The 14,781-nt window shown below is 57.0% G+C and carries 13 protein-coding genes; 10 read left to right on the plus strand and 3 right to left on the minus strand.

Annotation, left to right across the window (positions count from 1 at the left end; translation table 11 throughout):
* The first annotated feature begins 128 nt into the window (after nt 1-128).
* The 6 genes from bamA to lpxB all read left to right on the plus strand — a co-directional run bounded on the left by bamA (nt 129) and on the right by lpxB (nt 6,402).
* A complete protein-coding gene (gene bamA, locus TR2A62_RS02780) occupies nt 129-2,462 on the plus strand; it encodes an outer membrane protein assembly factor BamA (protein WP_009158970.1) in 2,334 nt (777 codons plus the stop codon).
* A gap of 3 nt (nt 2,463-2,465) precedes the next feature.
* Nucleotides 2,466-2,984, plus strand: coding sequence for an OmpH family outer membrane protein (locus TR2A62_RS02785; protein WP_009158742.1), 519 nt, complete (start codon nt 2,466-2,468; stop codon nt 2,982-2,984).
* 130 nt (nt 2,985-3,114) lie between these two features.
* Nucleotides 3,115-3,570 carry a 3-hydroxyacyl-ACP dehydratase FabZ gene (gene fabZ, locus TR2A62_RS02790; protein WP_009158607.1) on the plus strand — a complete coding sequence of 152 codons (456 nt, stop codon included), beginning with the start codon at nt 3,115-3,117 and terminating at the stop codon, nt 3,568-3,570.
* 2 nt (nt 3,571-3,572) lie between these two features.
* On the plus strand, nt 3,573-4,352 hold the full coding sequence (lpxA, locus tag TR2A62_RS02795; protein WP_009157898.1) for an acyl-ACP--UDP-N-acetylglucosamine O-acyltransferase: 780 nt from the start codon (nt 3,573-3,575) through the stop codon (nt 4,350-4,352).
* Nucleotides 4,352-5,257: an LpxI family protein gene (locus TR2A62_RS02800; RefSeq protein ID WP_009160839.1), complete on the plus strand. Its 906-nt coding sequence runs from the start codon at nt 4,352-4,354 to the stop codon at nt 5,255-5,257. Before lpxA ends, TR2A62_RS02800 begins: the two co-directional genes overlap by 1 nt.
* On the plus strand, nt 5,245-6,402 hold the full coding sequence (lpxB, locus tag TR2A62_RS02805) for a lipid-A-disaccharide synthase (RefSeq protein ID WP_009157479.1): 1,158 nt from the start codon (nt 5,245-5,247) through the stop codon (nt 6,400-6,402). Before TR2A62_RS02800 ends, lpxB begins: the two co-directional genes overlap by 13 nt.
* Here lpxB and TR2A62_RS02810 read toward each other — a convergent pair.
* The 3 genes from TR2A62_RS02810 to mnmA are packed head-to-tail and all read right to left on the minus strand — an operon-like array spanning nt 6,374 to nt 9,182.
* On the minus strand, nt 6,374-7,504 hold the full coding sequence (locus TR2A62_RS02810) for an MFS transporter (RefSeq protein ID WP_009158320.1): 1,131 nt from the start codon (nt 7,502-7,504) through the stop codon (nt 6,374-6,376). The two genes, lpxB and TR2A62_RS02810, sit on opposite strands and share 29 nt — an antisense overlap.
* Nucleotides 7,504-8,040, minus strand: a complete 537-nt coding sequence (locus TR2A62_RS02815; RefSeq protein WP_009160796.1) for a pseudouridine synthase — start codon at nt 8,038-8,040, stop codon at nt 7,504-7,506. The genes TR2A62_RS02810 and TR2A62_RS02815 overlap by 1 nt, the downstream gene beginning before the upstream one ends.
* Before the next feature lie 5 nt (nt 8,041-8,045).
* Nucleotides 8,046-9,182: a tRNA 2-thiouridine(34) synthase MnmA gene (mnmA, locus tag TR2A62_RS02820; RefSeq protein ID WP_009159994.1), complete on the minus strand. Its 1,137-nt coding sequence runs from the start codon at nt 9,180-9,182 to the stop codon at nt 8,046-8,048.
* A 126-nt stretch (nt 9,183-9,308) separates the two neighbouring features.
* Between mnmA and TR2A62_RS02825 the strand changes: the two genes are divergently transcribed.
* The 4 genes from TR2A62_RS02825 to recG all read left to right on the plus strand — a co-directional run bounded on the left by TR2A62_RS02825 (nt 9,309) and on the right by recG (nt 14,698).
* Nucleotides 9,309-9,587 (plus strand): DUF1153 domain-containing protein, encoded by a 279-nt coding sequence (locus TR2A62_RS02825; protein WP_040820093.1) that lies wholly within the window; start codon nt 9,309-9,311, stop codon nt 9,585-9,587.
* Between the two features lie 96 nt (nt 9,588-9,683).
* Entirely contained in the window at nt 9,684-10,400 is a 717-nt protein-coding gene (gene ctrA / locus TR2A62_RS02830; protein ID WP_009157433.1) for a response regulator transcription factor CtrA, read from the plus strand.
* Nucleotides 10,401-10,475: 75 nt separating this feature from the next.
* On the plus strand, nt 10,476-12,611 hold the full coding sequence (gene ligA / locus TR2A62_RS02835; protein ID WP_009160072.1) for an NAD-dependent DNA ligase LigA: 2,136 nt from the start codon (nt 10,476-10,478) through the stop codon (nt 12,609-12,611).
* Complete coding sequence (recG, locus tag TR2A62_RS02840) at nt 12,608-14,698, plus strand: ATP-dependent DNA helicase RecG (protein WP_009159250.1); 2,091 nt, start codon at nt 12,608-12,610, stop codon at nt 14,696-14,698. Before ligA ends, recG begins: the two co-directional genes overlap by 4 nt.
* Nucleotides 14,699-14,781 lie beyond the last annotated feature (83 nt).

A 14,781-nucleotide genomic window follows, 5' to 3' on the forward strand; every position in this document is an offset into this window, starting at 1 on the left:
CTTTTTCAACAATAGATGCGCGCGCAACCGATGGGTTTGTGCGCGTCTTGCTTTTGACAACACGGCCCGCTCGGGGTAGTCAGAACGTCTGGGACTGTCTGTTAAATACTCGAGCGGGAAAAATAAAAATGATCGACACGACGCGGGCGCGGGCCTTGGGCCTAATGTTAAGCAAGCTAAGCCAGATTGGCGCTGTAGTTTTGATGCTGGTAATAGCCACGAGCCACGCCGCACAAGCACAAGCGTTCCGGTTTAATTCTGTTGATGTCCAAGGCAACCAACGGATCGAAACGGCAACCATTCTGACATTCGCTGGAATTACACGTGGTGAGGCGGTGTCTGGGGCACAGCTGAACGACGCGGCACAGCGTATCCGTCAGACCGGATTGTTCGAGAGCGTCGATGTGCAGCCCCAAGGTGGGATGCTGGTGATCATCGTCAAAGAATTCCCGACGATCAACCGCATCAACTTTGAAGGCAACAACCGCCTAAGCGACGAAGAGCTGGGGGCAGTTGTCCGCAGCCAATCGCGCCGTGTTTACAGCCCGACACAGGCCGAGGCCGATGTTTCGGCAATTACACAAGCCTATGTCAACGACGGTCGGATTTCCGCGACTGTCACGCCACAGATCATCCGCCGCAGCGACAACCGTGTCGATCTGGTGTTTGAAGTGTTCGAAGGTGGCGTGACCGAGATCGAGCGCATTTCCTTTGTTGGCAACTCTGAATACAGCGACCGCCGTTTGCGTCGTGTGCTGGCGACCAAGCAGGCCGGTTTGCTGCGTGCGATTGTACAACGTGACACATTCGTTGCGGACCGCATCGAGTTTGATAAGCAGATCCTGACTGATTTCTACCGCAGCCGTGGCTACATCGATTTCAACGTACAAAACGTTGATGTTGCGCTGACCCGCGAGCGCGATGCCTATTTGATTACCTTTAACGTCCAAGAAGGCCAGTCCTTCCGCGTGGGCGATGTCAGCGTTTTTTCCGAAATTGCCGAAGCAGATCCACAAGAATTCGAAGATGCGCTGCGTTTGCGGTCAGGTGTGGTCTACAGCCCCGAGCATGTGGACAATGCGATTGCCCGTCTCGAAGTTCTGGCGATCCGCAAGGGTCTGAACTTTGTCCGGGTTGAACCACGGATCAGCCGCAACGACCGTGATTTGACGTTGGATGTTGAATTTGTCCTGACGCGTGGCGAGCGGATTTTCGTTGAGCGTATCGATATCGAGGGCAACTCGACTACTTTGGACCGCGTTATTCGTCGTCAGTTCCGTGTCGTTGAAGGGGACCCCTTTAACCCACGCCAGATCCGCGCCAGCGCCGAGCGTATTCGCGCACTTGGGTATTTCGCCAATGCTGATGTTGAGGCACGCGAGGGCTCGACCCCGAACCAAGTGATTGTGGATGTGGACGTGGCTGAGCAGCCAACAGGTTCGTTGTCCTTTGGTGCGAACTATTCCAGCGATGGTGGCTTTGGTCTGGTGGCCAGCTTCTCAGAGCGTAACTTCTTGGGTCGTGGTCAGCAGCTTAGCTTTGACCTGAGCACCGCATCATCGAGCCGCCAGCTTGGGTTCAGCTTTGCCGAGCCTAGCTTTTTGGGTCGTGACCTGCGGTTCGCGTTTTCGATCGATTACGCGACAACAGACAATGACAACGCGCTGTATAACACCGAGACATTCCGTGTGTCGCCGTCTCTGACATTCCCTGTCAGCGAGAATGGTCGTTTGCAGGTTCGTTATTCCTACGAGTCGCAGAGCCTGTCGGGCGCAGATGTGGACGAGAGCGCGATCGTATTTGCCGAGGCCGCTGATGGCGAAACACTGTCATCCAGCGCATTGGGATACACCTACAGCTACGATTCACGTCGCTCTGGCTTTAACCCTACAGGTGGTTTCGTCTTCCGCTTTGGTCAGGACTTTGCCGGTTTGGGTGGGGATCAGGCCTTTGTGAAAACGAGCATTTTCGCAGGTGCTGAAACCAAGGTGCTGAACGAAGAGGTCACGCTGCGCGCGATCTTTGAAGGTGGTGCATTGACCTTTGGCGAGGGCGACAGCCGCGTCACCGACCGTTATTTCCTAGGCAGTCGCGTTATGCGTGGTTTTGAACCAGGCGGCATTGGCCCACGTGAAAACGATGGTGCAGATATTGACATCGCCTTGGGTGGTAACTATTTCACGGTCGTGCGCCTCGAAGCTGATTTCCCTCTGGGTCTGCCAGAAGAATACGGTATCTCTGGTGGTGCATTCATCGACTACGGTTCTGTCTGGGATGTGAGCGGTCGTAGCACGGGTGCAAACGTTCTCTACAACGACTTTACACCGCGTGCGGTGGCCGGTCTTTCAATCTTCTGGGATACACCGGTTGGGCCGTTGCGGTTTAACTTTACCGAGCCATTGATGGCTGAAGAGTTTGACCGCCCCAAGAGCTTTGACGTGACCATCTCGACACGGTTCTAAGCGATGTTCCGGCGGCTGTTCGCAGCGGTTCTAGTAGCGGTTGGCTTCGGGGGCGCGGTTGCGGCCCAAGACGCACCGCTGACGCCGGTGCTAACGATAGACAGTGACCGGTTTTTCGCAGAGAGCGATTTTGGCCAGCGTATTCAGGAAGAATATGCAGCTGGGGTTGCGGCGCTTGCTGCGGAAAACCGTCAGATTGAAGATGATCTAGAGCAAGAAGAGCGGGATCTGACCACCGCGCGTGCAACTATGGCTGCGGACGCGTTCCGCACCCAAGCACAGGCCTTTGATGAAAAGGTCCAAAAGATCCGCCGCGCCCAAGATACCAAAGAACGGAATTTGGGCCGCATTCTAGAGGATGGTCGTCGCGAATTTCTACAAACCTCGGGGCCGGTTTTGGGCCAGATTATGCGCGGACGAGGCGCCAGCGTTATCCTAGAGCGGCGCAGTGTTTTTGGCAGTTTGGATGCGATTGATGTGACGGCTGAGGCTGTCGCGGACATGAACGCGCTCGAAAACTAGCGGATTTCTATTACAGCGTTGAAACATTTTGCGTCTGCTTCGGCGGGGCCTTGCCCGTGGGTGTGCTTGCCCCCGTGGCGGGGGGTTGCTAGCAAGGGACACACAAAGAACAGTAGGAGCCTAGGGTATTATGTCGGACGTTGTCACCACTGCGGATATTGATCTAATCCAGCGGATTTTGCCGCATCGCTATCCGTTTTTGTTGGTCGACAAAGTCGTTGATATGAATGGCACCCAATCGGCTGTGGGCATCAAGAATGTCACCATGAACGAGCCGCATTTTCAGGGACATTTCCCGGGCGCGCCTATCATGCCCGGTGTCACGATCATTGAGGCGATGGCGCAGACCGCGGGCGTGATGGTTGGAACGGCTCTTGGGCTGGCTGACAAAAACATGCTTATTTACTTTATGGCGATTGATGGCTGTAAATTCCGGCGCAAGGTCGTGCCTGGCGATGTGCTGCGTATGGACATCGAAACGACCCGCGGCAAAGAAGGCGCGAAAGTCTGGAAGTTTAAGGGCGTCGCAACTGTTGATGGTGAGTTGGCCGCACAGGCTGAATTTACCGCAATGATGGACCTCTGAGTATGGCGATCCATCCCAGTGCAGTGATCGAGGACGGCGCGCAAATCGTTGAGGGCGTCGAGATTGGCCCGTTTTGCGTCGTCGGGCCACGGGTCGTTTTGGCCGCTGGGGTGGTTTTGAAATCCCATGTTGTGGTGACGGGTGACACGCATGTGGGCGCCGACACGGTGATCTATCAATTCGCCAGCATTGGTGAAATCCCGCAGGATTTGAAGTACGACGGCGAGCCGACGGCGCTTCGCATTGGGGCGCGCAACCGTATTCGCGAGCATGTCACTATTAACACGGGCACCAAGGGTGGCGGCGGTTTGACCCAGATTGGGGACGACGGGCTCTTTATGGCTGGTTGTCACGTGGCCCATGACGTCATCATCGGCAACAATGTGATTGTTGTGAACCAGGCCGCAATCGCGGGGCACTGTGTGATTGATGATGACGTGATCATTGGTGGCCTAAGCGGTATTCACCAATGGGTCCGCATTGGCAAAGGTGCCATCATTGGCGCACTGAGCATGGTGACGAACGATGTGATCCCGCACGGTTTGGTTCAGGGTCCAAGGGGCGCGCTGGATGGTTTGAACCTCGTCGGGCTCAAACGCAAAGGCGTTGCACGTGGTGATATCACAGCGTTGCGCGCGGCCTTTCAGATGCTCAAGCAGGGCGATGGTACGTTCCAAGATCGTGCCAAGCGGCTGTCGGAAGAAAGCGACAGCGCCTACGTCGACGAGCTGGTGGCCTTTGTTCTTGGCGCAAGTGATCGCCATTTCCTGACACCTCAGTGATGCTGGCGCTGTTCGCAGGGCAGGGCTCACTGCCGGGGTTGGTGATGGACGCGATGGTGCGGGCTGGAACTCCTGTTGTTCTCTGCGAGATGGAACAGTTCCCTGTCAAAGGGTTGGGTGAAACCAAACGATTGCAATACAGGCTCGAAGGATTGGGCCCGTTGTTGGCCGCGTTAGAGGCTGAGGGCGTCACGGACGTCTGCTTTGCCGGTGCAATTTCGCGCCCTGATGTTGATCTGACCAAGGTGGACGCTGTCAGTGCGCCGCTTGTTCAACGGCTGGTTGGTGCGTTTGGCCAAGGGGATGATGCGCTGCTGCGCGAAGTTCTCGAGATTTTTGAAGACCGTGGTTTTGTTGTGCGGGCGGCGCATGAACTGGCCCCGATGTTGTTGCCAGAGGCGGGTGTTCTGACGCGAGTACAGCCCATTGAAACCCATGAAAACGATGCGGACAAAGCGGTGGCTGTTGTCGCGGCCATGGGCGTGGCTGACGTGGGCCAAGCCTGTGTTGTCAGCGGCGGACAGGTTTTGGCAATCGAGGCCATACCGGGGACGGCATGGATGTTGCGGTCTTTGATCGTGCCAAAGGAAGACGCCCCCAGCGGTCCTATCGGCTGGGCCTTTGACATGGTGGCGGTGACCGTCAGCGACTGGGCTGAATGGCTAAGCGGAATCAATGGCCAGCGTGATCCAGCGTTGCCCAAAGGCGGTATTCTGTTCAAAGCCCCGAAACCGGATCAGGATCGGCGGATCGACCTGCCCACTATCGGGCCTGAGACTGTTATGCTGGCGGCCGAGGCCGGATTGGATGGTATCGTGATCGAAGCAGGTGGTGTGATGGTCATCGATGCGCCCCAATGCGTTAAGATTTCCAATGGAGTGGGGCTGTTTCTATGGCTGCGCTAAGCGTCTTTATCATTGCAGGCGAGCCGTCGGGTGACCGTTTGGGTGCGGCCGTTATGGTGGGGCTCAAGGCCGAGCGGCCTGATGTCGTGTTTGACGGGGTTGGCGGGCCGTTGATGCAAGCTGAGGGTTTGGTCAGCCGGTTCCCGATGCAAGAGTTGTCGGTCATGGGGATCGCCGAGATCCTGCCAAAGTACCGCGCGTTGAAACGGCGCATTCGCGAAACTGCTGATCAGGTCGTTACCGGCGTGCCAGATGTGATGATCACCATCGACAGTCCTGATTTTTCGCTACGCGTGGCCAAGCTGGTCAAAGCGGGATCAAATATTCGCACCGTGCATTATGTGGCCCCGTCGGTTTGGGCGTGGCGTGCAGGGCGTGCGGCGAAAATGGCCCGCGTGATTGATCATGTGCTGGCCTTGTTGCCGTTTGAGCCACCGTTGATGCAGGACGCAGGCATGGCCTGTGATTTTGTAGGTCACCCCGTTGTGGGCGAGCCGTTGGCCAGTGACGCAGAGATTGCTGCGTTTCGACGCGACCATTTGGGGGATGCCCCGACATTGTTGGTACTGCCCGGATCGCGACGGAGCGAGGTTGGCCGGTTGTCCGAGACTTTTGGTGCCGCCGTCAGCCAGTTTGCGCAGGACGTACCCGGTCTACGGGTCGTCGTGCCAACGCTTGCGCATCTTTATGATGATGTTTCGCGCATGGTCGGCGAATGGGATGTCGAGAGCTGTGTATTTTCCAGTGACAGCCCAGAGGGGATGGCGCAGAAACGCAGCGCCTTTGCCACGGCGGACATGGCGCTGGCGGCGTCGGGAACGGTGTCTTTGGAATTGGCGGCAAATGCGACGCCCATGGTGATTGCCTATGACATGAACCGCATCAGCCGTGCGATCATTCGGCGCATGCTGCGGGTGGATACGGTGACATTGGTCAATTTGGTCAGCGAAACACGTGTCGTGCCAGAATTTATCTTTGGCGATTGTCAGGCAGACAAGATTGCTGGTGGCTTGGGCGACGTTTGGGCCGACAGACATGCGCAAGATGCGGCAATGGATCTGACGATGGAGCGTCTGGGACGTGATGGTTTACCGTCCGGCGTGCTGGCAGCTCGCGCTATACTGGGGCGGCTCTCCGATGAGTAACAAGAACCAGCACTGGTACAACGCAAAGAGCCGATGCGATGGCGCATCCCGCAAATCCGTAATGTGCAAAGATTTGCCCGTAGATCGCGGTGCCAAAGAACATGGCGAGATATGTGGTCGCTGAATAGAGCCCGAGGATCGCGGCGCGTTTGGTCGGCTCAAGTGCGGTTAGGTTGCTGACGATTAGGTTCAGCCCAAAGTGGTTGATCGCGCCCCAGATCATACAGAGTGCAACCAGCGGGATCGAGTGTTGTGCAAAGCTGGCCAGCAACAGATAAGTCACAACCAACGTGCCAAAGGCGATAGGGCGCGCGCGGGCCTGACCGAACTGGTCGATATAGCGGTCGAATACCGCCGATGCGCCAAATCCGATCCCATAGAACAAGGCGGCGATCCCCGAAAACGTGGTCGACAACCCCAAGGGTCCAGTCAGGTGCGCCCCGAGGTATCCATAAGAGCCATAAAACGCAGTCATAAAGGCGGCGGCATAGAACAAGCCCTGCGGCACACCGGGGATTTTGAGCGATTTGAGCGGGTTCTTGGACAATGTGCCGCGCGGTGCAGGCGCGTTTGGCAGGCGGCTGATGAACAGGGTGATGACAACCGAGGCCAGCGCCATCAGTGCAAACACGGCCCGCCAATGCAAAAGGTCCGCGATGATAGCTGATAGTGAGACCCCGGCGACGAGGCTTATCGTCCATCCTGTGAGCACAACGCCCAGCGTTTCGGCCTCGCGGTCCTTTGGGGCGAGGTCAGCGGTGATGGCATAGGTGCAAGGCAAAGCCGTCCCTGATCCAAGCCCCACGAGGCATTGCGCCACGATCAACCAGATCAACGAGGGCGCAAGCGACGACAGGATCAATCCAACAGCGATCGCGCTGACGGCCAAAGTCAGAGCACGGGCAAGGCCCAATGCATCAGCACGGGTCGCCAAGAAAAGCGCGCTGAACGCGGTGCCCGCACCAAAGAGCGCTGAGCCCAACAGAACATTGGGTGCTGTGGTTTGAAACCCATCCGCGACTTCGGCGGCGATAGGGGCCAACACAAGGCTGTTTGAGCCGACAACCGCGATGGCGGCTGTGAGTACGGCAATCGGGCGCATCAGCTGTCCCGCCACTGACCAAGCGCCAGATTGTCGATGGTCCAGTCCCCGATACTGTACCTGATCAGGCGCAAAGTCGGATGGCCCACAGCCGCAGTCATGCGGCGCACCTGGCGGTTGCGTCCTTCGGTCAGGACCAGTTCGATCCATGTGTCAGGAATAGCTTTTCGTACGCGAATAGGTGGATCACGCTCCCACACGTCTGGCGCATCAATGATGCGGGCGCGGGCGGGTTTGGTCATCCCGTCTTTTAGTTTCACGCCAGCGCGCAGCGCTTCTAGCGCTGCATCGTCAGGGGTGCCTTCGACTTGGGCCCAATAGGTTTTGGGTTGTTTGAATTTTGGACTGGCGATCCGGTTTTGCAGTCTGCCGTCATCTGTCAGCACCAACAGCCCCTCGCTGTCGCGATCCAATCGACCCGCCGCGTATACGCCAGGGATTTTCACATAGTCCTTGAGCGTGGGATGGTTTGTGCCTTCGTCCGTGAACTGCGACAGAACCCCAAAAGGTTTGTTCAAGAGAATGACACGGGCCATCCGCTCTAGCCGCGCCAGATCCAGCCACCGCCCAAAATGCGGGGGCTGTCGGGGGAGTAGAACACGCAGGCCTGACCGGGTGACACGCCTTCTTCTGGGGTAAGCAGTTCGACAGTGGCTTCGGTCGCCGAGATTGGACGCACGATTGCCTCGCGCGGTGGGCGGGTTGAGCGGACCTTGACCATGATGTTCCGTTCGACAGATGCGTCAAAAGCGTCGTCGCCCAACCAGTTGATTTCGCGCACTGGAATTGTACGGGTCGACAGCATGTCTTTGGGACCTACGATGACCTGTTTCGCGTCAACGTCGAGTTTCACCACATAGAGCGGATCGGCAAGTCCGCCGATCCCGAGCCCGCGGCGTTGGCCAACAGTGTAGTGGATGACGCCGTTGTGCGTGCCCAAAACGGTACCATTGATGTCCACGATATCACCGGGCTCTGCCGCGCCGGGGCGCAGTTTTTCGATCACCGCAGCATAGTTGCCGTTGGGGACAAAACAGATGTCTTGGCTGTCGGGCTTGTCCGCCACGGACAGCCCGTATTTTTCGGCCAAGGCACGAGTTTCGTTTTTCGACGGCAGGTGGCCCAGAGGAAAGCGCAAATAATCAAGCTGATCTAGTGTGGTTGAGAACAAGAAATATGACTGGTCGCGATTGGCGTCCGTGGCACAGTGCAGTTCCGCGCCGTGGTCGCCCATCTTGCGCTGGATGTAGTGACCGGTTGCCATGCAGTCAGCGTCGAGGTCCTTTGCCGTCTCCAAAAGGTCCTTGAATTTTACGCGTTCGTTGCAGCGGATGCAGGGCACAGGCGTGGCACCCGCGAGATAGCTGTCAGCAAACTCGTCGATCACGGCTTCTTTGAATGTGTTCTCATAGTCCAAGACGTAATGGGGAAAGCCCATTTCCTGGGCCACGCGGCGCGCATCGTGGATGTCGAGCCCCGCACAGCAGGCACCTTGTTTGGCCAATGCGGCCCCGTGGTCATAGAGCTGAAGCGTGACGCCAACGACGTCGTAACCTTCTTCGGCCAATTGAGCGGCCACGACCGAGCTATCGACGCCGCCAGACATGGCGACAACGACTCGAGTGTCGGCGGGGGCTTTTGCAAAACCCAAGGAATTTAGTGGTTGATCAAGAGACATTAACAGATCCAATCAGATTAAGCCGAAATATAGGAAAATTCGACGAACTAACAAGGTCCTGCTTCACCTCGCATTAAACCCTATGTCGCATGGTCGCCCTTCACGAGACCTTTGGAAGGGGTGAGAATGTATTTGAAGAAAATAGATGGACCACGGGCCGTGACATTACCGGATGGGACTGTGATGACGCGGGCCGATTTGCCAGATGCCAGTACGCGGCGCTGGGTCGCATCGCGCAAGGCGGCTGTGGTGCGCGGTGTCCAGTACGGATTGCTGCCGCGCAGTTCTGCATTGCGTCTGTACGGCCTGTCGGATGACGAATTTTCTGAATGGGAGAAAGCAGTTAGCGAGCATGGCGAGGCCGCACTCAAAGCGACAGCGCTGCAGAAATATAGACAACCGTAGCGAGAATTGATAATTTCTTTATATGCGGTAACGATCGGTTAACCAAATTCGGTTCATTCTCGGGTCAAGATATAGCCGTAAGTGGAGACTGACTAAATGCGCGTTTTGCTTGTAGAAGACGACCCCAGGACCTCAAAGAGTATTGAGTTGATGCTGTCCCATGCAAACCTGATCGTCTACGCGACGGATCTGGGCGAAGAGGGTATCGATCTGGCCAAACTATATGACTATGATCTCATTTTGCTGGACCTTGGTCTGCCCGATATGAATGGCCACGAGGTTCTGCGGCAGCTGCGGCTCGCCCGTATTGAGACGCCAATTCTGATTTTGTCCGGCTCTGACGACACCGAAAACAAGCTAAAGGGGTTTGGGTACGGCGCTGATGATTATATGACCAAGCCATTCCACCGCGAGGAATTGGTCGCGCGTATTCATGCGATCATCCGCCGGTCCAAAGGGCATTCACAGTCGATCATCAAAACCGGACGGGTGATGGTTAATTTGGATGCAAAAACGGTAGAGGTTGGCGGCAAGACCGTTCATCTGACCGGCAAAGAATATCAGATGATCGAACTTCTCAGCCTGCGGAAAGGGACAACGCTGACCAAAGAGATGTTCCTAAATCACCTCTATGGTGGCATGGATGAGCCAGAGCTCAAGATCATTGACGTGTTCATTTGCAAGCTACGCAAAAAACTGGCGACAGCCACTGGCGGTGAGAGCCACATCGAAACGGTTTGGGGGCGTGGCTATGTTCTGCGCGATCCAGAACCGGTTACTGTGGACGAGGAAATGCTCGCGATCGGCGCCTAGCATTAGGTCTTGGGCTGGACGAACAGAAAGGCGCGACCTATCACCTATACGTAAGAACAATGCGTAAGGTCCGCCATGACTGCCAATTCAGATCAGCCTGCCACATCCCAAATTGATGTCGATGATTTGACACGGACAGCTGCGACAGATGAACTGACGTGGCTTTCGTATGTTTTGGGGCAGGCGAACGATGACTATCACGGTTCGGACGCGCCGCAGATGTCTGACGCTGAATATGACGCGCTAAAACGCAGGAACATGGCGATCGAAGCGCGATTTCCTGATCTTAAACGCGGCGACAGCCCGAGCGACCAAGTCGGCGCTGCGCCAATAGATGGGTTCGGCAAGATCACCCATGTTGTGCGGATGCTCTCACTGGGCAATGCGTTTACGGACGAAGATGTTGTCGAATTTGATAGACGGGTGCGCAAATACCTCGGGCTAGAGGATGCCTTGGCCTATACGGCTGAGCCAAAAATTGATGGCCTGTCTCTTTCTCTGCGCTACGAGGGCGGTGTGCTGATTCAAGCTGCAACACGTGGCGATGGCGCGGTGGGCGAGGACGTGACTGCGAATGCGCGTATGGTTCAGGATATTCCACAAACCCTAAAGAATGCGCCTGACGTTCTGGAAGTACGCGGCGAAGTTTACATGAGCCACGCGGATTTCGAGGATTTGAACACGCGGCAAGAGGCACGCGGTGCCAAGAGTTTTGCCAACCCTCGCAATGCGGCGGCGGGATCACTGCGCCAATTGAACGCGGAGATCACCAAGGATCGACCGCTTAGATTTTTTGCCTACGCGTCGGGCGATCTGTCTGCGCCGTTGGCGGACACACAAAACGCAGCGATTGAGCGGCTTGCAGCGTTGGGGTTTTCAACCAATCCGTTGACCCAGTTGTGTGATGACCCCGAGGCGATGATCGCGCATTACCGCCGTATCGAAGAGCAACGCGCGACATTGGGCTACGATATTGATGGCGTCGTCTACAAGGTGAACGATCTGGGGCTGCAGCGTCGTTTGGGGTTCCGTTCGACCACGCCGCGTTGGGCAATTGCGCATAAATTCCCAGCCGAGCTTGCTTGGACGACGCTCGAGGCAATTGACATTCAGGTGGGGCGTACTGGCGCACTTAGCCCCGTTGCACGGCTCAAACCAGTCACCGTGGGCGGGGTCGTTGTTTCAAATGCGACGTTGCACAACGAGGACTACATCAAAGGGTTGGACAGCAAAGGCGCGCCGATCCGAGAAGGCCGCGACATTTGGGTCGGCGATTGGGTCCAGATTTACCGCGCGGGTGATGTGATCCCGAAAATTTGTGATGTCGATCTAGCAAAACGGTTGGCGACGGCCCAAGCATATGAATTTCCTGAAACCTGTCCAGAATGCGGGAGCCACGCGGTACGCGAAGAGGGCGATGCTGTGCGGCGCTGTGTCGGCGGTATGATTTGCCCCGCGCAGGCCGTTGAAAAGCTCAAGCACTTTGTCAGCCGTGGCGGGTTTGACATCGATGGTTTGGGCGCGAAACAGGTCGAGCAGTTTCACAGCGACGCTTGGGTCAAAGAGCCTGCGGATATTTTCACCCTGCGAGATCGGTTCGGCAGTGGACTGCAGCAGCTCAAGAACCGCGAAGGCTGGGGCGACAAATCGGCCAGCAATTTGTTTGACGCGATTGATGACAAACGCCGCATTGGTTTGGGGCGGCTGATCTTTGCTTTGGGGATCCGTCATGTGGGCGATGCGTCGGCAAATCTGATCGCGAACCGCTATGGCACATGGTCCGCGTTCGAGGGGGCAATGACAGCCGCAGTCATCGGTGAGGGTGACGCGTGGGAGACGTTGATCGACATTGACGGCGTTGGCGCCGTGATGGCCGGATCGTTGGTGCGCGCAATGCAAGAAGAGGCGGAACGCGCATCGATTGATCGGCTGGTGGCGCATTTGGATGTGCAAGAGGCCGTGCAGGTCACATCTGACAGCCCCGTTGCAGGCAAGACCGTGGTCTTTACCGGATCACTGGAGAAAATGACGCGCGCCGAGGCCAAGGCGCGAGCCGAAAGCCTAGGGGCCAAAGTATCTGGGTCGGTCTCGGCGAAAACCGATCTCTTGGTCGCAGGGCCAGGGGCCGGGTCTAAGGCCAAGAAGGCCGCCGATCTGGGGGTAGAAACCATAGACGAGGACGATTGGCTGGCCCTGATCGGCGACGCATGAGCGGACGCCCCGAAATCCTGTTTCCGCTGTTTGCCGAGCTGAAATCGCTGGAAGGGGTCGGGCCCAAGACGGCGCTGAACTATCAACAGATGCATGTCGAGACGCCGCGCGATTTGCTGTTTACATTGCCGCATTCTGGCATTGACCGGCGCGTGCGCGACACAGTTGACGGAGTGATCGGTCAGCAAGTTGTCACGGTCGAGGTGCAAATCGATGGGCATCAGCCGCCGCGTCAAAAGGGGCGGCCCTATCGGGTTTTTGTCTCAGACGCGCAGATCAGTTTTCAACTGGTGTTTTTCCATGCCCGCGAGGATTACGTTCGGCGCATGTTGCCCGAAGGCGGGCGGCGTATTGTATCGGGCAAGGTTGAGAGTTTTGATAACCTGATCCAAATGGTGCACCCCAACTATATGTTGCCAGTATCCGAAGCAGGCGACATCCCACAGTTTGAACCGGTCTATCCGTTGACCGCTGGCGTCACGCAAAAGGGAATCTACAAGGCGGCGCAGTCCGCATTGTCCCGCGTGCCTCAGGTGGATGAGTGGGTTGATGGCGCGTTGCTCGCACGCGAGGGCTGGCCTGCATGGGAGGCGGCGCTGGTTCATGTGCATGCGCCGCAAAACAATGGGGATTTGTCACCGGAACATCCTGCGCGGTTGCGATTGGCCTATGATGAATTGATGGCGCATCAGCTCACGTTGGCCTTGGCACGAGCCAAGGATCGTCGGGCAGTCGGTCGCGCGTCGGTCGGCACTGGTCGTTTGCAAAAGCGGGTGATGGATCAATTGCCCTTTGCCCCGACGGGCGCGCAGGTTCGGTCAATTGCCGAGATTTCAGATGACATGGCCCAGCCGACAAAGATGAACCGCTTGCTTCAAGGCGACGTGGGGGCTGGTAAAACTCTCGTGGCGTTCATTGGGTTGTTGGTGGCAGTCGAGGCTGGCGGGCAGGGCGTGATGATGGCGCCTACAGAAATCCTCGCGCGGCAGCATCTCGAAGGGTTGCAGCCACTGGCGGAACAAGCCGGTGTCGTGTTGGAAATCCTGACGGGCCGCGACAAGGGGCGTGAACGCGCCGCAAAACTGGCGGCCTTGGCTGCTGGTGATATTCAGATCCTAGTGGGCACCCATGCTGTGTTTCAAAAGGACGTGGAATTTGGTGATCTGCGGTTGGCGATCATTGATGAACAACATCGGTTTGGCGTGCGCCAGCGGCTAGAGTTAGGGGCCAAGGGTCCTGTGACGGACGTTCTGGTCATGACGGCGACGCCGATCCCGCGCAGTTTGGAATTGGCTCAGTACGGCGATATGGATGTGTCGGTTCTGGATGAAAAACCGCCCGGACGGACGCCGGTCCAGACGGCATTGGTTGCCACATCCCGAATGGATCAGGTGATCGCACGTTTGCAGGCCGCTGTGGCCGAGGGGCGGCAGGCCTATTGGGTCTGCCCGCTGGTCGAAGAGAGCGAAGTGGTCGACATGACCGCCGCCGAGGAACGGTTCAAACGGTTGCGTGCTGTCATGGGCGAAGGTGTGGTCGGTTTGGTCCATGGCCAAATGCCGCCCGCGGATAAAGATGCAGCGATGGCCAAGTTCGTCGCAGGTGAAACATCCGTGTTGGTGGCCACGACCGTGATCGAGGTTGGGGTGAACGTACCTAATGCATCGATCATGGTCATCGAGCGGGCCGAAAGCTTTGGTCTGGCACAGTTGCACCAGCTGCGTGGGCGTGTGGGTCGTGGATCGGCCGCGTCGACATGTCTGTTGTTGTACCAAGCGCCGATGAGCGAAACCGGCAAGCGCAGGCTCGAGATCATGCGCGAGACAGAAGACGGGTTCCGGATTTCTGAAGAAGACCTCGCTATTCGGGGGGCGGGCGACGTGATTGGCACTGCGCAATCGGGCCTTCCACAGTTTCGGGTGGCTGATCTGGAACGGCAATTGGGATTGATGGCCATGGCCCAATCTGATGCGCGCAAGCTGCTACACGATGATCCAACGCTGACGTCGCCCCGTGGTCAGGCCGCGCGTGTTCTGCTTTGGCTGATGGAACAAGATAAATCTATTCGTTTGATATCAGTAGGTTAGCGATTTTTGTTCCGTTTTGTTCGCTAATGTTCCCAAAAAGTTCTTTACAGGCGTTCCTCCATATGAGAACAAAGGGGCAACAA

The sequence above is a fragment of the Thalassobium sp. R2A62 genome, from assembly GCF_000161835.1.
In the GTDB taxonomy this organism is placed as follows: domain Bacteria; phylum Pseudomonadota; class Alphaproteobacteria; order Rhodobacterales; family Rhodobacteraceae; genus Thalassobium.